16 protein-coding genes are annotated in these 17,564 nt (G+C 71.0%); 5 read left to right on the forward strand and 11 right to left on the reverse strand.

Annotated elements, in window-relative coordinates:
- Window positions 1-243, forward strand: a 243-nt coding sequence (locus tag ACFWN7_RS00005; protein ID WP_376936587.1) for a hypothetical protein, incomplete at its 5' end; no start/stop codon positions are given.
- Between the two features lie 176 nt (window positions 244-419).
- Here the strand turns inward: ACFWN7_RS00005 and ACFWN7_RS00010 are convergent.
- From ACFWN7_RS00010 to ACFWN7_RS00030, 5 genes are read right to left on the reverse strand one after another with little or no spacing between them, the layout of a single operon-like run.
- Window positions 420-1,880 carry an MFS transporter gene (locus ACFWN7_RS00010; protein WP_376936588.1) on the reverse strand — a complete coding sequence of 487 codons (1,461 nt, stop codon included), beginning with the start codon at window positions 1,878-1,880 and terminating at the stop codon, window positions 420-422.
- Entirely contained in the window at window positions 1,873-4,389 is a 2,517-nt protein-coding gene (locus ACFWN7_RS00015; protein ID WP_376936589.1) for an ABC transporter permease, read from the reverse strand. Before ACFWN7_RS00015 ends, ACFWN7_RS00010 begins: the two co-directional genes overlap by 8 nt.
- Window positions 4,386-5,156: an ABC transporter ATP-binding protein gene (locus ACFWN7_RS00020; protein WP_376936590.1), complete on the reverse strand. Its 771-nt coding sequence runs from the start codon at window positions 5,154-5,156 to the stop codon at window positions 4,386-4,388. The genes ACFWN7_RS00015 and ACFWN7_RS00020 overlap by 4 nt, the downstream gene beginning before the upstream one ends.
- A complete protein-coding gene (locus ACFWN7_RS00025; RefSeq protein ID WP_376936591.1) occupies window positions 5,153-5,668 on the reverse strand; it encodes a DJ-1/PfpI family protein in 516 nt (171 codons plus the stop codon). Before ACFWN7_RS00025 ends, ACFWN7_RS00020 begins: the two co-directional genes overlap by 4 nt.
- A gap of 57 nt (window positions 5,669-5,725) precedes the next feature.
- Window positions 5,726-8,464 carry an ATP-binding protein gene (locus tag ACFWN7_RS00030; protein WP_376936592.1) on the reverse strand — a complete coding sequence of 913 codons (2,739 nt, stop codon included), beginning with the start codon at window positions 8,462-8,464 and terminating at the stop codon, window positions 5,726-5,728.
- A 21-nt stretch (window positions 8,465-8,485) separates the two neighbouring features.
- On the opposite strand from ACFWN7_RS00030, the gene ACFWN7_RS00035 reads away from it, so the two are divergent.
- Window positions 8,486-9,052, forward strand: a complete 567-nt coding sequence (locus ACFWN7_RS00035; RefSeq protein WP_376936593.1) for a GNAT family N-acetyltransferase — start codon at window positions 8,486-8,488, stop codon at window positions 9,050-9,052.
- 41 nt (window positions 9,053-9,093) lie between these two features.
- Window positions 9,094-9,678, forward strand: coding sequence for a DUF7010 family protein (locus ACFWN7_RS00040; protein WP_376936594.1), 585 nt, complete (start codon window positions 9,094-9,096; stop codon window positions 9,676-9,678).
- On the opposite strand, the gene ACFWN7_RS00045 is transcribed toward ACFWN7_RS00040, so the two are convergent.
- Entirely contained in the window at window positions 9,565-10,425 is an 861-nt protein-coding gene (locus tag ACFWN7_RS00045) for a hypothetical protein (protein WP_376936595.1), read from the reverse strand. The genes ACFWN7_RS00040 and ACFWN7_RS00045 overlap by 114 nt on opposite strands.
- An 89-nt stretch (window positions 10,426-10,514) precedes the next feature.
- On the opposite strand from ACFWN7_RS00045, the gene ACFWN7_RS00050 reads away from it, so the two are divergent.
- Window positions 10,515-12,284, forward strand: coding sequence for a bifunctional 3'-5' exonuclease/DNA polymerase (locus tag ACFWN7_RS00050; protein ID WP_376936596.1), 1,770 nt, complete (start codon window positions 10,515-10,517; stop codon window positions 12,282-12,284).
- On the opposite strand, the gene ACFWN7_RS00055 is transcribed toward ACFWN7_RS00050, so the two are convergent.
- Window positions 12,263-12,955 (reverse strand): PadR family transcriptional regulator, encoded by a 693-nt coding sequence (locus ACFWN7_RS00055; protein ID WP_376936597.1) that lies wholly within the window; start codon window positions 12,953-12,955, stop codon window positions 12,263-12,265. The genes ACFWN7_RS00050 and ACFWN7_RS00055 overlap by 22 nt on opposite strands.
- A 210-nt stretch (window positions 12,956-13,165) precedes the next feature.
- Between ACFWN7_RS00055 and ACFWN7_RS00060 the strand changes: the two genes are divergently transcribed.
- The gene (locus ACFWN7_RS00060; protein WP_376936598.1) at window positions 13,166-13,687 is read left to right on the forward strand and encodes a DUF3145 domain-containing protein; all 522 of its coding nucleotides are present in this window, start codon (window positions 13,166-13,168) and stop codon (window positions 13,685-13,687) included.
- 166 nt (window positions 13,688-13,853) lie between these two features.
- Here the strand turns inward: ACFWN7_RS00060 and ACFWN7_RS00065 are convergent, their stop codons facing one another.
- The 4 genes from ACFWN7_RS00065 to ACFWN7_RS00080 all read right to left on the reverse strand — a co-directional run bounded on the left by ACFWN7_RS00065 (window position 13,854) and on the right by ACFWN7_RS00080 (window position 17,452).
- Window positions 13,854-15,089 carry a beta-ketoacyl-[acyl-carrier-protein] synthase family protein gene (locus tag ACFWN7_RS00065; RefSeq protein WP_376936599.1) on the reverse strand — a complete coding sequence of 412 codons (1,236 nt, stop codon included), beginning with the start codon at window positions 15,087-15,089 and terminating at the stop codon, window positions 13,854-13,856.
- An 81-nt stretch (window positions 15,090-15,170) separates the two neighbouring features.
- On the reverse strand, window positions 15,171-15,419 hold the full coding sequence (locus ACFWN7_RS00070; RefSeq protein ID WP_056731598.1) for an acyl carrier protein: 249 nt from the start codon (window positions 15,417-15,419) through the stop codon (window positions 15,171-15,173).
- A 65-nt stretch (window positions 15,420-15,484) separates the two neighbouring features.
- Window positions 15,485-16,489 carry a beta-ketoacyl-ACP synthase III gene (locus ACFWN7_RS00075; RefSeq protein WP_376936600.1) on the reverse strand — a complete coding sequence of 335 codons (1,005 nt, stop codon included), beginning with the start codon at window positions 16,487-16,489 and terminating at the stop codon, window positions 15,485-15,487.
- Between the two features lie 39 nt (window positions 16,490-16,528).
- Window positions 16,529-17,452: an ACP S-malonyltransferase gene (locus ACFWN7_RS00080; RefSeq protein ID WP_376936601.1), complete on the reverse strand. Its 924-nt coding sequence runs from the start codon at window positions 17,450-17,452 to the stop codon at window positions 16,529-16,531.
- Window positions 17,453-17,564 lie beyond the last annotated feature (112 nt).

Genomic DNA, 17,564 nt, shown 5'->3' on the forward strand with positions numbered 1-17,564 from the left:
AACGAGCGCACCTTCGAACGCATCCGACCGCAGATCGAGCGCGAGTTCGAGAACGGCGACGAGGTCGCGCGGGTGCTCCGACTGCTGCTCGACGGAATCCGGGTGAAACGCCTGCGCGAGCCCGAGACGAACTGGACCGACACCGACGACGACTGGCGCGTCATCCGGAAACTGCTGGACGGTTACCCCCGACGAGACGGCGAGCACGGTCGAGATGAGGAACCGCCACCAGGCGCTCGCTGAAGCGTCCCGAATCTCGCCTGACGTGCTGATGAGCGGCGATCAGTGGGCTGCCGTTGCGAGTGCGTCGGACTGGTCGATCGTCCCGAAACCCAGGCGCAACCGCAACGGGAATCGAGCGCATACACGTGCACGGGGTCATCGACGGTACGGGCCGACATCCTGGCGGTGGGTGGTGGTCATCTGATCTGCCCTTGCAGCATCTGAGCGGCTCGGTCGAGTTCACCTTCCGTCGGATTCAGTCTCGGCTCGACGGACTCCATCCTTCGGGCGGCCCGGCGCGGCACCAGTCGGGCGATGGTGAGCACGCCGGCGGCCGCGGCGAATGCGACTGCTACGAGGAATGCTGCCGACAGTCCACCGGCGGATGCCGCGTCCACATGTCCGGCGCCGGGCCGGCCGTTCGCGGCCGCCTCGACCGCGCCGAACACGGCGATCCCGAGCATGCCGCCGAGTTGCGCGCTGGCCGACGCGAGCCCGGAGCCCACGCCGACGTCGCGCCGGCTGACCTCCGTAGCGAGGATCAGCGTGGTCGGGGTGAAGCTCATCGCCACCCCGGAGGCGGCCAGGGCCAGACCGGGCAGCACGTGCAGCGCATACGAGCTGCCGGGCTGGACCGCGGCGAACACCGCGTGGGCGGCCGCGAGGAGGAGACATCCGATGGCGGCCACCCGTTCGGGACCGAACCGGTTCAGCAGCTTCGGCAGCAGCGCGACGCTCACGCCGAACCCGATGAGCGACGTGGGCAGCATCGCCATGCCGGCCGCCCCGGGGTCCATCTGCAGCACCCGCTGCAGCAGGAACGCGACCAGCACGAACGACGCGATCCGCGCGGCGCCGCCGAGCACGTTGACCGTCAACGCGACCGCCACGCGCCTGCTGCGCATGACCTCAGCGGGGAACAGCGGGTCGGCCGCGCGACGCTCGCGGATGACGAGCAGCGCAAGCAGCAGGGCGGCGCCGGCGCCGAGCACCGGCACCGACAACCAGCCATGACCGGGCACGGAGAGCACCGCGAATGCGACGGCGAAGGCCGCTCCGGTCGCCAACGAGGCGCCAGGACCATCGAACGAGCGACGCGGGCCCGGGGCATCCATCGGCAGCAGCCGCAGGCCCAGCACGAGCGCGAGGCCTGCCGCCGCGCCGGTGATCGCGAACACCGCGTTCCATCCTGCTACCGCAGTCACCAGTCCGCCGACCGCAACCCCGGTCGCGCCGCCCACCGTCGACGCGGCGCCCCAGGCACTCATCGCCGCAACCCGGGCCTTCCCATCCGTTCGAGCCAGGATCATCGACATCGCCGCGGGACTCAGCGCCGCCGCGCCGAGCGCCTGGATGAGACGTGCAGCGACCACCGCCACGCCCGTCGAGGCCATTGCCCCGACGATCGCGCCGGCCAACAGCAGCGCCGCGCCGATCAGGAACATGCGCCGCCGGCCGATGACATGGGAGGCCCGCCCCGACACGAGCAGAGTCGCGCCGAACACCAGGAAGTACGCGTTCAGCACCCAGGCGGTGCCCACCGGTCCGAGCCCGAGCGACGAGCCGATCGTCGGCAGCGCCACGTTGAGCACGGCGGTGTCGAGCATCACGACGAACTGCGCCGCGACGAGAATCCCGAGCAGCATCCGCTCACGCATGCGCGATCGCCTCCAGCACGGGAAGCCGGGCGGCTCGGCGCGCGGGTGCGATCCCCGCGACCAGGCCCGCCACGACCACGACGGCGACGATGACCGCGAGCTGGGTGAACGGGATGACCATGGGCAGGGGGGCGACCACCCCGAGCGCACCGACGGTGGCGTACGCCGCCCCGAGACCGACGACGATGCCGATCACGGCCGCGATCGCGGCGACGAGTGCGGCCTCGGTGAGGATCATCGCCGCCACCCCCGCCCGCGACATCCCGACCGAGCGAAGCAGTCCGATCTCGCGGGTGCGCTCCACGATCGACAGCGCCAGGGTGTTCGTGATCCCGAGCACCGCGATGACCATGGCGAGCACCAGCAGCACCGTGACCAGGCCGAAGATCTGGTCGACGGTCTTCGTTCGCCCCTCGATGACCGCCGCCTGGTCGCGGACCTGCACGGTGGGGTGGTCGTCGAGTTCGTCCTCCAGCGCACGGGTCAGTTCAGCGGGGCCGACCCCGTCGCGGCCGATGACGAACAGGCTGGCATCCATGTCCTCGGTGAACAGGTTCGCGTAGGTGTCGAGCGAGACGAAGTAGTCGGTCTGCAATGCCTGAGCGGATGCGTCGGCGACCACGCCGACCACTTCGACCTGCTGCTCGCCATCGCGTGCGAACGTCATCGGGAGCAGGTCGCCGACGGCGAGGTCCTTTTCGATGGCGACCCGCTCGGCGATCAAGATCCCGCCGTTCTCGAGGGCATCGAGCCGGCCGTCGACCATCCGGAGCGTTGCGGCCCTGCCGATGAGCTCGGGGTCGAAGGCGCTGAGCGCGCTCGTGGTCTGGCCGTCGCGCCAGTGACCGTACTTCAGCCTCGCAACCGTGTCGACGTCGGGGTTTCCGGCGACCTCGTCGAACACCTCCGGGTGCACCCCGCCGAGCATCTCCTGCCCGGCGGACTCGATGACCACGTCGGCGGTGACCACCTCGCGGTACTGCGCCCCGGTGGCGTCCTTGACCGAGCCGATCACGATCGTGACGAAGCTCATCAGCGCCAGGCCGAGTGACAGCGCAATCACCGTGGAGGACGTGCGCCGGGGGGCGCGATGCGCGGTCTCGACTGCGAGTCGGCCCGAGACGCCGAGCCTGGCGATCGCGACACCGAGCACGCCGACGAGCGGACGGACCACCAGAGGACCTGCGACGACCAGGCCCGCGACGACCAGCGCCAGCCCGAGGGCCAGCAGCAGCATCGGTGCGCCGAACGTCGGCAGGAGCGCCGCGGCGGAGCCGCTGCCGAGCAGCAGGACTCCGGTGATGAGCCGGCCGACGCCGAGTCGGCGACCCTCGGCTGCGGTGTTGCGCAGCGCGAGGACGGGGGACACCGTCGCCGCCCTTCTGGCCGGCCCGATCGCGGCGATCACGGTGACCACCGTGCCGAGCACCAGGGCCAGCACGATCGTCTGCGGTTCGACCACCAGGTCGCCGGCGGGGATGCTGACCCCGAACAGGCGGGCGAGGCCGCGAAGCCCGAGCGCTCCGGCGACACCGGCGGCCGTGCCCGCGGCGGACGCGACCAGGCCGACGATGGCCGCCTCGGCGAGCACCGAACGAAGCACCTGACGACCGGTGGCTCCGGTGGCGCGGAGCACCGCGAGCTCGCGAGTGCGTTGGGCGATCACGATCGAGAACGTGTTCGCGATCAGGAACGACCCGATCAACAGTGCCGCCACCGACATGGCCACGAGCACGGTCTTCAGCATTTCGAGGTTGGCGGCGGCCGCTTCTGCGCCGGCCTCTGCGAGATCCTGCGCGCTGGCGGCCTGAACGTCGTCGCCGAGCTCGGCGACCAGGGCGTCCTGCATCCGGCTGACGGGAAGGTCGGACGTGACCAGCACCTCGGAGATGTCGCCGTCGAGTGCGAGGGCGTTTTGCGCGGTCGCCAGGTCGGTCAGCACGACCGTGCCGACCGGTGGCCCGTCGGATTCGCCGAATCCGACCAACCCGACCAGTTCCGCATCGATCCGCTTCTCGGCCGCAACGGTGACCGTGTCACCGATCTGGAGGCCGAGCCGGCCGGCCGCGACGGCGTCGATGACGATCTCGCCTACGGCATCCGGAGCACGCCCGTCACGGATCGGGTACGCACCCAGCGGAGCGTCGACGAACGTCGACAACTGCACGGCGCCGAGGTCGGTGGCGGCGCGCTCAAGACGCGCCGGCCCCTTGGCGACCGGGACCGCCCGGGCGACCCCGTCGACGGATCCGATGGACTCGACGATGCCGGCCGCGAGCGGGTCGCGCTCGACCTCGACGCCCATTCCCGAGTCGAACGAAGTCGCCTGGCGCACCGTGAGGTCGGCGCCGGCGCTGGCCGTCGTGAACTGGTCGTCGAACAGCCGTTGCGCCGTGTCGCTGAGCACGATGCTGCCGGTGACGAACGCGACACCGAGCATGATCGCGACCACGGTCAGGGCGAGGCGCAGGCGGTTGGCCAGCACCTGGGCGAGGGTGAACCGGATCATGCCGCCACCTCCTGACGGCGGTCGTCGAACCGCGCCATGCGGTCGAGGACGTCGGTGGCGGTCGGGTCGTCGAACCCGTCGACGACTCGGCCGTCGGCGAGGAAGTCGACACGGTCGGCGTAGCCTGCCGCCACCGGGTCGTGGGTGACCATCACGATGGTCTGCCCGTACTCGTGGGCCGCATCGCGCAGGAACGCGAGCAGCGCATGCCCGGAACGAGAGTCCAGGGCTCCGGTGGGCTCGTCGGCGAAGACGACCTCGGGCCGGGCCGCGAGGGCGCGTGCCATGGCGACCCGCTGCTGCTGGCCGCCCGACAGTTCGCTGGGCCGGTGGGTGAGCCGGTCACGGATGCCGAGCGTGTGCGTGATGGCGTCGACCCACTCACCGTCCGGGCGCATGCCCGCCAAGCGGAGCGGGAGCTCGATGTTCTCACGCGCGGTCAGCGCCGGCACCAGGCTGAAGCTCTGGAACACGAATCCGACGGTGGTGCGGCGCAACAGGGTGCGCTGCCGCTCCGTCATCGTGGTCAGGTCTGCGCCGGCCAGCCGGATGACGCCGGCATCGACGGTGTCCAGGCCGGCCATCGCGTGCATCATCGTGGACTTGCCGGATCCGGACGGGCCCATGATCGCGGCGAACCTGCCGGTCGCCACGTCGAGGTCGGCGCCGGCGAGCGCCTGCACGGCAGCTGTTCCGGTTCCGTAGGTCTTGACGAGGCCCCTGGCGACGATCATCGTGTCGCCTCGAGGCATGGTGGTGGTGTTCATCGGATTCCTTTCGATTCGAGGTGGGTTGCGAGAGTCGTGATCAGGTGTGCCACGCTCGAGGTCGAGCGGGCGCTGGCCATAGGTCGGGCGATGACGGTTCGGTCGAGCACCGGGTGTGCGCCGAAGTGGGTCAGCTGGTGGTGCAGGTGCTCCGGGGCGACGACGCGCCGACCCGTGAGCACCCCGGCGCGTGCGGCGAGGAGGGCGCCGGATGCGACGGTGACGACCCACGCGCCGTGCTGCACGGCCGAGCCGATCCAGGTCTCGATTGCGCCGTTGGGCGCAGCGAGCGCCGCGCCGTCGCCCCCGGGAACGGCCAGCACGTCGGGTCGGGGCATCTCGTGCAGTGCCGCGTCCGCCGTGAGCTCGAGGCGACGGGTGTCGTCCCGCACCGGGCCGGGCTCGTGGGCGACGAACGCGGCATCCGCATCGGGAAGCACCGAGAGCGCCCCATGGAGGGTCACCGCATCGATCGCCGCGAACCGGTCGAAGAGGAGGATTGCGATCTGCACACGCTCATGCTCGTTCCAGGCGGCACGTGGTCGCGCCGGTGAAACCACCGGGATCGGTCAGTCAGTGGCGCCGAGGTCGAAGCGGGACAGTTCGCTGCGCGAGGTGATTCCGAGCTTGGTGAAGATGTTGCGGAGGTGGAACTCGACGGTGCGCGGGCTCAGGAACAGCCGCGCCGCGACCTCACGGTTCGGCATCCCCTCCCGCACCGCCCGTGCCACGTGCAGCTCCTGGGCGGTCAGCGCGCCGGCGGCAGGTGCCGACGCGTCGGCCTCGCCGCGGCGCACCGACTCGCCGGACGCGCGCAGCTCGTCCGCGGCGCGATCGCGGAACGCGGTGACGCCGAGCGCGTCGAAGATCGCGTGCGCCTGCCGCAGCGGCACCCGAGCCTGCACCCGCCTGCGCGTGCGCCGAAGGTGCTCGCCGTACGCCAGCAGCACGCGCCCGCGGATGAGCCGGCGGGTCCCCGCCGGCCGGGCTGCATGTGGCCCGAGCGGTTCGTCGCGTTCGCCGGGCGCTGCGATCGATGCCGACACGTAGACTGCGGCATCCGACGCCCATGCATTTCCGGTGACCTCGGCGAACCGGTGCAGGTCGACGGCGATCTGCCTGACCTGGTCGACGGCACCGGATCGCACGGCCGCATCAGCGGTGTCGAGTGCGGCGGCCCGGCGCATGATCGTCGTGGTGATGCCGGTCAAGTGCTGCAGCGCGGTCTCGGGCGCGACGCCGAGCCGGTCGATGCCACGGGCCCACGCGAGCGCATCACGGGTGATCACCTCGAGCACCCCCGAGGGATGATCCTTCAGCAGTTGCTCGATCCCGGTCGCTCGGTTCTCGATATCCACGCCGCCCCGATACGCGTCGGCGACGAGCATCAGCGAGAGCGGGAATGCCCGCTGGTTGGCGTGGCCGGTCACCCGCGCGAGGTCGAGTGATTCGGCGCAGGCCATCTCGAGCTCGCGCCAGTCACCGGTGAAGAGCTGCGCGATCGCTCGACGGGTGAGCGCATGGATGACTCCGAGCGGTGATGCCTGCGCCCTCGCCGCGTCGAGCTGGCGCGCGTGCCACGCGATCGCGGCCTCGTCGTCGCCGAGCTGAAGGGTGGCGATGCCGACGTTCGTCACGAGGTCGGGCGCGTCGGCGTGCTCGGCCAGCGTGATCGCCTCCCGCAGCGCCGGCACGGCCTCCTCCAATCGCCCGCCGGCCAGGTCGTGCAATCCGCACAAGAGGAGGGAGGCGCTTCGCTCGGCGTCCGCGACCGGCTCGGAGGCTGCTGCCGGTGTGTCGACCTGCACCGGCGCGCCGGAGTCCGCCCCGAAGGTCGCCAGCGCGGAGGCGACCATCGACAATTGCCGGGCGCGGGACGGATCGCCCGCGTGCGACGCCTCCTCGGCGGCTCCCGCGAGTATGCCGTGCGCGAGCCGCGGCGAGCCGAAGTTCATCTCCACGAATGCTCGGAGCCGGTCGAGGTCGGCCAGTGCACCCGCATCCGTGGTGGTCGCACGGGCGCGCTGCGCGAGCAGCCGGGTTCGCTGGGGGTCGGCCGCCGCCCACGCCGCACCGGCGGCGAGGGCCAGCCGGGCGCCGGCACGCTCGCCGGACGACGACAGTCGCGCCGCATGCTCATACGCCGAGCTCGCCGCCTCGTGACCGCCACGACTGCTGAACCGTTGCGCCGCCTGCTCAAGCGACTCGGCGACCTCATCGTCGGGAGGCGCCGCGGCGGCGGCCCGATGCCACACGGCACGGTCGGGGTCGTGGTGTCGCTCGAGCGCGCCCGCCAGGGCGAGGTGCGCCATGCCGTGCTCAGGGGCCTGGAAGTGCGACAGCACGACGGCTCTGACGAGCGGATGCCGCATCCGCACCTCTCGGCCACTGATCTCGATCAGGCCCGACTGCTCGACCGCCGCGAACGCGTCGTCGCCCAGTCCGAGGCTGTTCGCCGCCGCTCGTACGATGTCGAGGCTCGCCGACCCGTCGAGGGCCGCGACGAGAAGGCTGCGTCGCGCGTCGGCCGTGAGCGGCCGCAGTCTGCCCGAGAACACTTCCTGCACGTGCTCGGTGACGAGATGCTCCGGCAGATCCTCGACGCCGGACGCCTGCGACGGTGACAGCGCCGAAGGCAACTCGACCAGCGCCAGCGGGTTGCCGAGGGTCCTGGCCGCGATGACGCGGCGCACCTCGGCGTCGATCGACGAACCGGCGGTCTCGACGATCAGCCGATCGGCCTCCTCCGGCGGCAGCCCGGTGAGCGTGAGCTCGGGCAGATCCGGTGCATCGAATCTGCGGACGTCGCGATCCCGCGCGGCGAACACCATCGCGATCGCCGAGACCTCGATCCGGCGCGCGATGAATCGCAATGCATCAGCCGACGGATCATCCAGCCAGTGCGCGTCGTCGATGACGCAGACGATCGGCGATCGGCCCGCGGCATCCGTCAGCAACGACAGAGCGGCAAGGTATGTCAGGAACCGATCTTCAGGTGAATCACTCGAGGCGACCAGGCCGAACGCACGTCGCAGCGCTCCGGCCTGTGCGACCGGCAGACCGTCGATTCCATCGAACAGGGGCAGGAGCAGGCGATGCAGCGCCGCGAACGCCAGGGGGCGCTCGGATTCGACGCCGACGGTCACCAGGGCCCGCACGTCGGTGCGGCGCTCGAGCAGGTCTCTCAGCAAAGCGGACTTGCCGATGCCCGGCTCGCCGCGAACGACGAGTGCGGCGCCGATGCCGCCGACCGCGCGACCGACCGACTCGCCGAGGATTCGGCGCTCAGCATCGCGGCCGATGAGCACAGTCCGATCCTATTCACGCCGATGAACCCGGTGGTTTCACCGGCGCTGGAACGCGCACCCGATCTCGAGACTCGAACCATGAACGAACACATGGCACCGCCGTCCCTCATCTTCATCCGCCAGGCCACCCCAGCAGATGCCGCGCTCGTCGACGAGATGGTCCGCGAGATCGCCCACCACGAAGGCACGATGGATGCGGTCGTCGCAACCACGGCCGACTGGGAGCGCATGCTCGGCCGCGCGGATGTGACCGTGCTGCTGGCATTCGCCGGCCTCGAGCCGATCGGCTATGTCTCCATGCTGCGCCGGCTTGACCTCTGGCTCGGCACCGACGTCATCGGCCTTGACGACCTCTGGATACGACCCCTGCACCGCAACCGTGGGGCCGGGGAACTGCTGATGAACGCCGTCGCTGAGCTCGCTGCAGATGACGCCCTCACGGTGGTGTGGGGTGCCCAACTCGGCAACGAAGCGGCCCACCGCTTCTACCGGCGACTCGGGGCGCACCTGACCACGAAAGTCGTTGCAGCATGGACCCCCGAACGATACCTGGGCCGCCGCTCAAACCGTCCGGACGTTCGGCGGTGAAGAAGACGCGACCAGATCACGGAGCAGGAAAGGAACAGGTGGTGGAGAAGACAGCACAACGCGACTCGAGCACCGAGCTGGAGGCGCTCCAGACGGACCTCAGCACCAAGACGGGGCGGGGTGTGAACTTCATCGTCGCTGGGGTGATCCTCTGGTCGGCTTTCGCCGTTCTCGGCGCATTCCTGACGAACGACGTCGTGCTCGCCCTCGCGTACGCGTTCGGCGCCGGGCTGCTCTTTCCTCTCAGCCTCCTCGTCGCGAGGGCCATGAAGCTCGATCCCTATGCGAAGGGAAACCCGCTCGGCGCGCTGGCGGGGCTTCTCGGCGCGGTGCAGATCCTGTTCATCCCGCTCATGCTCGGAGCGACCTTCGCCGTCCCGCACGTGGTTCCCTGGTTCCTCGCCGTCCTCGTCGGCGCCCACCTGCTGCCCTACGCGTGGCTGTACAACAGCCGCGCATACCTCTTCGCGAGCATCGGCATCCCGGTCGCCGCCGGTCTGGTGGGATGGCTGCTACGCGCGCTGGTCCCCATCGCGGCTCCGAGCGTCACCGCCGTGCTGCTTGCCGTCACCGCGTTCATGCTGGCGCGAGAGAACGGCCGATCGATGCGGCGTCCGCCCCCATGATGCCGCCGGATGCCCCAGCGAGATCGTGTCGACTGCGGCATCGCCGCGGATGCGGCGCATGCGGGCGACCACCTCGTCGACGACCGCCTCCGTGAGCGAGTCGCAGACGATGCTGTGCGGGCCGGAGGATTCGAGGCCCCCAGCGCGGATGCGGATGACCTCCCAGCCGACCTCCCTGAGCGCGTCGTCCTTCTCGCGATCGGATGCCTCCTTCAGCCCGCGATGGGCACGGCGCGACCTGCCCGGGTCGTCGTACTCGACGGCGATGCGCAGCGCCGGGACGAGGATGTCGGGCCACACCTCCTGGCGGCCGAAGAAGGTGCGGGCGATGTGCACCGCGTTCACGCGGTGGTGCAGCCGGACGCGCTCGCCCAGGAGCATCCGTAACCGCTGTTCGGTCACCGAAGTGCCGACCCGGAGGCCGGGCTTCATGAATGCGACGCCGGCCTCGTGAGCGGCGCCGGGGGAGGCGGCATTGGCGCGGCACTTCGCGCAGCCCGGGCCCGTGAGCACCTCGCGCACGGTGGCGGGGTATCGGTCGTGGCCGCGAGAGCAGCGCCACTCGTACTCGGCGCCGATGCGCGTCTCACGGGCGAGCGCTGAACGGCACGGTGGCGCCACTTTGCGGAGCAGCTCTGCCCGCGAGCGATGCGTCTCGTCGAGCAGCATGCAGACCGGGCACACGCGCCCGAGCGCGACGACGCCAGGGTCGCCGGCGAGGGCGCCGTGGCCGCATCGGAAGCTCACCGCGACCATCGTCGGGCCTCTGCGTGATCCATGCGTCCATCGTGCGCGGAACCGCCGACACTGTCGCAGGGGAACGTGAGAATGGAGGCGTGCAGATCGTGGTCGGGATGGGTGAACGGGGCCTTGTCCGTCTCGTCGATCCTGAACTTCCCGACGAGCCCGTGCGCGAGATCGCCCTCGATGCGTTCGCCGACGCGGTGCGCGACCTCGAGCCGTCGCGTCCGCGCTGGGTCTGGGTCGACACACGCGCGTGGTATCCCCGGCTCCTTGCTGCGGGTGTGCGTGTCGATCGCTGCCACGACCTCCGACTCTGCGGCGCGATCCTCGACCATTCGACGGCGACGGCCTCCGCCCGCGGGGCAGGCGGACATCCGCGTCCCGGCTGGTTGCCCGCGGGCCCCGCTGAGACGGATGCCGCGTCGCAGGCCGACACGGGCGCGCGGGTCGCCGTGCACAGCACGCTGTTCGACTTCGACGCGGAGGAGGCGGGGGAGTCGACGGTCACCGGCGCAGCGGCGACCCTCACGGATCGGCTGCTGCAGGAACTCCGGCGGCAGGAGGCACTCGTGGCGGAGAGCTCCGCGCCGGGCGCCCTGCGGCTGCTGCTGGCCGCCGAGTCCGCCGGTGCGCTGATCGGCGCCGAGATGCACGCAGCCGGCCTCCCGTGGGACCGTGCCGTGCACGAACGTGTGCTCGAGGTCGAGCTCGGCGCGCGTCCGGCGCCGGGGTGGAAGCCGAGCCGCATGGAGGAGTTGGCCGGGCGCGTGCGACGGGAGCTCGGGGTGGCATCCGTCAACCTCGATTCGCAAGCAGAGCTGCTGCGGGCGCTCCGCCTCTCGGGCATCCAGGTGGACTCGACGGCGAGGTGGGAGCTGCGCGAGCATGACCACGCCGCGATCGAGCCCCTCATCGCATACAAGAAGCTCGCGCGGCTCATGAGCGCGAACGGATGGGCATGGCTCGACGAGTGGGTCGTCGACGGCCGGTTCCGGCCCGAGTACGTTCCCGGCGGCACCGCGACCGGACGGTGGGCGACGTCGGGCGGAGGGGCACTGCAGCTGCCGAAGAATGTGCGCGCCGCCGTGGTGGCCGACCCCGGCTGGACGCTCGTCGTGGCCGATGCGGCACAGCTCGAGCCGAGGGTGCTCGCCGGAATGGCCCGCGACGAGGCGATGGCGGCGGCGGGCCGCGGGCGCGACTTCTACCTCGGACTCGTCGACGCGGGCGTGGTGGCGACGCGCGATGAGGCGAAGTACGCGATCCTCGGGGCGATGTACGGCGCGACGACCGGCGAGAGCGGGCGCCTCGTTCCCCGCCTGGCCAGCGCATTCCCCCGCGGCATGGCGCTCGTCGACCGCGCGGCCGCCGAGGGCGAACGGGGCGGCTCGGTGACGACCCTCCTCGGGCGTTCCTCGCCGTTCCCGTCGGCGCAGTGGCGCGCCGTGCAGGCGCGCGCGAGCGAGCCCGACGCCACGGCGGCCGATGAGCGGCGCGCCCGGTCGAGCGCACGCGACTGGGGCAGGTTCACGCGCAACTTCGTCGTGCAGGGCAGCGCCGCCGAGTGGTCGCTGTGCTGGATGGCGGGGCTGCGCATGCGGCTCGACGTGATCGCGTCGACCGTGTCATCCGCCACCCCCGCGGCCGGGGCATCCGGCCCCGTGTTCGACCGTGCGCCGCACCTCGTCTACTTCCTGCACGACGAGATCATCGTGCACACGCCGCGCGAGGTCGCCGACGAGGTCGCCGCAGCGGTCGAAACGGCGGCGCAAGCGGCGGGAACCCTCCTGTTCGGCGACTTCCCCGTGGAGTTCCCACTCGACCTCGCGATCGTCGAGAGCTACGCGATGGCCGACGCCTGAGGGTCGCCCTTCGCCGTGGCCGCACCGGGCCTCCGACCGCGCTTCGGACGCGACGTGCGGGGAGGGAAGGGGAGCCGCGTCTCGGCTTCGACGGTGCCGAGCCACGCCAGTGCGGCGTCCGCGCGGGCGAGTTCAGCGGATGCCGCGAGCCCGACGAGGCTCGCCTCCGACGCGTCCGTTCGCGCCTCATCCGAGGCCGGCATGCCGTTCGCAGGCGGAACGGCGGTGGTCGTCGAATCCGAAGCTTCAGCGGATGCCGCGACTGTATCGGATGCCGCGACTGCAGCGGATGCCGCGGCACGCCGCTCCCGCCACCGTGCCCGCTCGGCGGCGATGACCGCATCGGCATCGCAGTCGGGCAGCGATCGTGCGATGAGGATGCGATCGAGCGTCTCATCCCACGGGTCGGCGCCCGCGGCATCCGCGCCCATGAGCCAGGCCTGTGCGGCTTCGGCCCCCGCGGCCGTCAGGCGGTGCAGGGGCAGCCCGTCATCGGTCGTGCCGGCGGGCTCCACGAGCCGCTGCCTGGCGAGCCGCTCGAGGGTGGCGTAGGTCTGGCCCACGTTGACCGTGCGCCTCCCGCCTGTGCGCGCGGCAAGGCCGCCGTGCAGCTGGAACCCGTATGCGGGCCCGGCGGTGAGCAGGACCAGGATCGCGTCGCGCACGGCCATGGGAGCCTCCGAAGGGGAGAACGAACGATTCACTGAGCATACAGTTCCGGGCCGCCGGTCGGCCGACCCGCGCGCACGGGCGCACACCTTGTCTTACACCCAGATCCGCGGCATAATCGCCCATGACGGCTCGCCGTCCATAATCGAACATCCGCCGTCCGGCGGTTCCGAGGTCGTAGGGGAAGACGCACCTCGAGAACGGAGACGGAGATGGCGGAGAAGACCACGCGGGCAGTGCTCCCCGCGCGAGGCGTGCTGTTCGTGCACTCCTCGCCGCGGGCACTGTGCCCGCATGTGGAGTGGGCAGCAGGTCGCGCCCTCGGCAGTGCCGTGAACTTCGACTGGTCGGAGCAGCCGGTCTCTCGCGGCCTCATGCGTGCGGAGTCCTACTGGGAGGGCGAAGCGGGCACCGGCGCGATGCTCGCGTCGGCCCTTCGTGGGTGGGAACAACTGCGCTTCGAGGTCAGCGAGGATCCGACGCCGGGTTCCGATGGCGGCCGTTGGATGCACACGCCCGATCTCGGAGTCTTCTTCGCCCAGATCGACACGGCGGGCAACACCGTCGTGCCCGAGGACCGGATCCGTTACGCGATGGAGATCGCGGGCACGGACGCGGTGGAACTCCACCGCGAGCTTCGGCTCGCACTCGGCCAGGCATGGGACGACGAGCTCGAGCCGTTCCGCCACGCCAGTGACTTCGCTCCGGTCGTCTGGTTGCACCAGGTGGGCTGAGCGGGACGCGGCCCCGAGAGGTGGCGTGACGCGACGTCGGATGACGCTTCCCGGCGATGCACGACCGAAACCCGCGAGCCGTGATGGAGAAGACCCCGGCCAGTCGTGACCGGGGTCTTCTCATGCGCGGTCGCGGCGCGGCATCCGCTCCCGCCGCGGCATCCGATCAGGCGGTGCGGAACGCAGCGACGGCGTTGTGGCCGCCGAAGCCGAACGAGTTCGAGATCGCGACGACGTCGCCTGTGCCGAGCGACCGCGGCGAGGTGACGACGTCGAGCGGGATCTCGGGATCCTGGTCGGTCAGGTTGATCGTCGGCGGCGCGGTGCGCTCGTGCAGCGCGAGCACGGTGAAGAGCGCCTCGATCGCGCCGGCACCGCCGAGGAGGTGCCCGGTGGACGCCTTCGTGGCGGTGACCGCGATGCCGTCGAGCGCGTCGCCGAAGACGCGGCGCAGTGCGTTGTACTCGGCGATGTCGCCCACCGGGGTGCTCGTCGCGTGCGCGTTGATGTGCTTCACGTCGCTGAGCGCTGCATCGGCGCCCTCGATGGCCGCCTTCATCGCGCGGGCGGCGGCCGAGCCCTCGGGGTCGGGCGCCGTGATGTGATACGCGTCGCTCGTGATCGCGCCGCCGAGCAGTTCGGCGTAGATGCGGGCGCCGCGGGCCTTCGCGTGCTCCTCGGTCTCGACGACGAGCGCCGCGGCGCCTTCGCCGAGCACGAAACCGTCGCGGCCGACGTCGTACGGGCGGGAGGCGATCGCGGGGTCGTCGTTGCGGCGCGACAGTGCCTGCATCGAGGCGAAGGCGGCGATGGGCAGCGGGTGGATGGCCGCCTCGGAGCCGCCCGCGATGACGACGTCGGCGAGGCCCTGCTGCAGGTGGTCGTAGGCGTTGACGAGCGCCTCGGTGCTCGACGCGCACGCCGAGACCACGGTGCGGATGCCCGCGCGTGCGTGCAGGTCCATGCCGATCGCGGCGCCGGGGCCGTTCGGCATGAGCATCGGCACGGTCATCGGCAGCACGCGACGGGGCCCGCGCTCGCGCAGGGTGTCCCACGCGTCGAGCAGGGTCCAGACGCCGCCGATGCCGGTCGACCAGTCGACGGCGAGCCGTTCGGGGGCGATCTCGGGCGCACCGGCGTCAGCCCAGGCCTCACGGCCGGCGATGAGTGCGAACTGGCTCGAGGGGTCGAGGCGCTTCTGCTCGTGGCGCTCGAGCACCGTCGTCGGCGCCACCCTGGCGGTCGCCGCGAAGGTCACGGGCAGTTCGAGCTCCGACACCCACGCCTCGTCGAGGTGGCGGGCACCGGACTCGCCGGCGAGCAGCGCCTTCCAGCTGTCACCGGCGGTTCCACCGAGCGGCGAGGTCGCGCCGATACCGGTGATCACGATCTTCTTGGTCATACGAGAGCACTCCGTAGGAGGGAAACGGTCGCGCGGATGGGCGGGCCGCACGTCGGCCGTGCGGACCCGCCCGATCAGCGACTAGGCCTGGGCCTTGACGATGAAGTCGACGGCGTCGCCGACGGTCTTGAGGTTCTTGACCTCTTCGTCTGGGATCTTGACGTCGAACTTCTCCTCGGCGTTGACGACGATCGTCATCATCGAGATCGAGTCGATGTCGAGGTCATCGGTGAACGACTTGTCCAGCTCAACCGTGTCGGTCGCGATGCCGGTCTCGTCGTTGATGAGCTCGGCCAGGCCGGCAAGCACTTCTTCGGTGGACAATGCCATTGTTCTTCTCCTTGGGGGTGTCTCGTTTGACCGAGGAACAGTCTAGATGGACGATGGTCTGCGGTTCAGGGGAGAACCACCACTTGGGCGCCGAACACGAGTCCGGCGCCGAAGCCGATCTGGAGGGCGAGGCCCCCCGAGAGCTCCGGATGCTCCTCGAGCAGCCGGTGCGTCGCGAGCGGGATCGACGCGGCCGACGTGTTGCCGGTCGTCGCGATGTCGCGGGCGACCACGACCGACTCGGGCAGCTTCAACTGCTTCGCGAACTCGTCGATGATGCGCATGTTCGCCTGGTGGGGGATGAACGCGGCGAGGTCGGCGCTGGTCACGCCCGCGGCATCCAGTGCCTGCTTCGCGACCTTCGCCATGTCCCACACCGCCCAGCGGAAGACCGTCTGGCCCTCCTGCCGGAGCGTGGGCCACTCGGATGCCCCGTCGCGGAACTCGGTGAGCGTATGGTTCATGCCGACCGCGCCCGCCTTGGAGCCGTCGGAACCCCAGACAGTGCGGGCGATGCCCGGGAAGTCGCTCGGGCCCACGACGACGGCGCCCGCACCGTCGCCGAGGAGGAACGAGATCGAGCGGTCGGTCGGGTCGACGACATTCGACAGCTTCTCGGCGCCGATCACGAGCGCGAAGTGCGCGCCGCCGCTGCGGATGAGCGCGTCGGCCTGGGCGATGGCGTAGGCGTATCCCGCGCACGCCGCGTTGGTGTCGTAGGCGGCGGCCGGATTGGCGCCCACCCGATCGGCCACCACGGCGGAGATCGAGGGCGTCTGCTGCACATTCGAAACGGTGGCGACGATCACGAGATCGATGAGCTCGGGTGCGACGCCCGACCTCGCGATCGCCTCGTGCGCGGCATCCGTCGCGAGATCGACGGCCTCCACATCTGCTCCTGCCCGCGCTCGCGTGATGATGCCGGTGCGCTGCTGGATCCACTCGTCGGAGGAGTTGATCGGGCCGACGAGGTCTTCATTGGGCACGGCGATCTCGCCGCGCGCAGCGCCGATCGCGTAGATGCGTGTGTAAGCCGGTCCGTGCGACTGCTGCAGGGTGTGTTTCGTCATGCTCGCCAATCTCGTGAGTGCTTCTCGTCGTGCCCGGAATCAGGCGGCGTGCTCGATGAGCTCGATGGCGGCGGGCAGGTCGTCGGGGGTCTTCACGGCCAACGTCGGAACGCCCTTGAGCGCACGCTTGGCGAGCCCGACGAGAGCTCCCGCGGGTGCGACCTCGATGAGCCCGGTGACGCCCGCGGAGGCGAACGACGCCATGCAGCGGTCCCAGCGTACGGGGGAGGAGACCTGGCCCACGAGCAGGTCGAAGAAGGCGGCACCGGATGTCACGCGGCTGCCGTCGTGGTTCGTCCAGAGCGTCAGGCCGGGGTCGGAGACGTCGTGGTTCGCCGCGGCGACGGTGGCGAGTCGCGCGGCCGCGGGCTGCATGTAGCGCGTGTGGAAGGCGCCGGCGACCTGGAGCGGGATCACCCTCGCACCGGCGGGCGGTTCGGCCTTCAGCGTCTCGAGCGCATCCAGGGCGCCCGCGACCACGATCTGACCGCCGCCGTTGAAGTTCGCGGGCTCGAGTCCGAGCTCGTCGAGGCGAACGAGGAGCGCGTCCTCGTCGGCACCGATCACGGCGCTCATGCCCGTGACGGCGAGCGCTGCGGCATCCGCCATCGCGCGGCCGCGCTCGGCGACGAAGCGCATCGCGTCGGCTTCTTCGAGGACCCCGGCGCCCGCGGCGGCGGTGATCTCGCCGACGGAGTGGCCCGCGATCCCGCCGATGCGCGCCGCGCGGCCGTCGGCGAGCAGGGCACCGAGGGTGAGCAGTCCGGCCGCGACGATGAGCGGCTGGGCCACGGCGGTGTCGCGGATGGTGTCGGCGTCGCTCACGGTGCCGTGGGTCGCGAGGTCGACGCCCGCGGCATCCGAGAGGGCACCGAGCCGGTCGGCGTACGCCGGGTCGGCGAGCCAGGGGGTGAGGAATCCGGGGGTCTGCGAGCCCTGTCCAGGGCAGACGACGACGATCACCCTCCCTAGTCTGCCAATCCTCGGCACCCGGGGTGTGTATCGATGCCACAAGCTCTCGTCGGAAGCCTTGTGGTGGGCCGACATGACTCGGGCCGGCCGGCGACTCGGGCCG

The organism is Agromyces sp. NPDC058484 (genome assembly GCF_042720415.1).
GTDB lineage: Bacteria > Actinomycetota > Actinomycetes > Actinomycetales > Microbacteriaceae > Agromyces.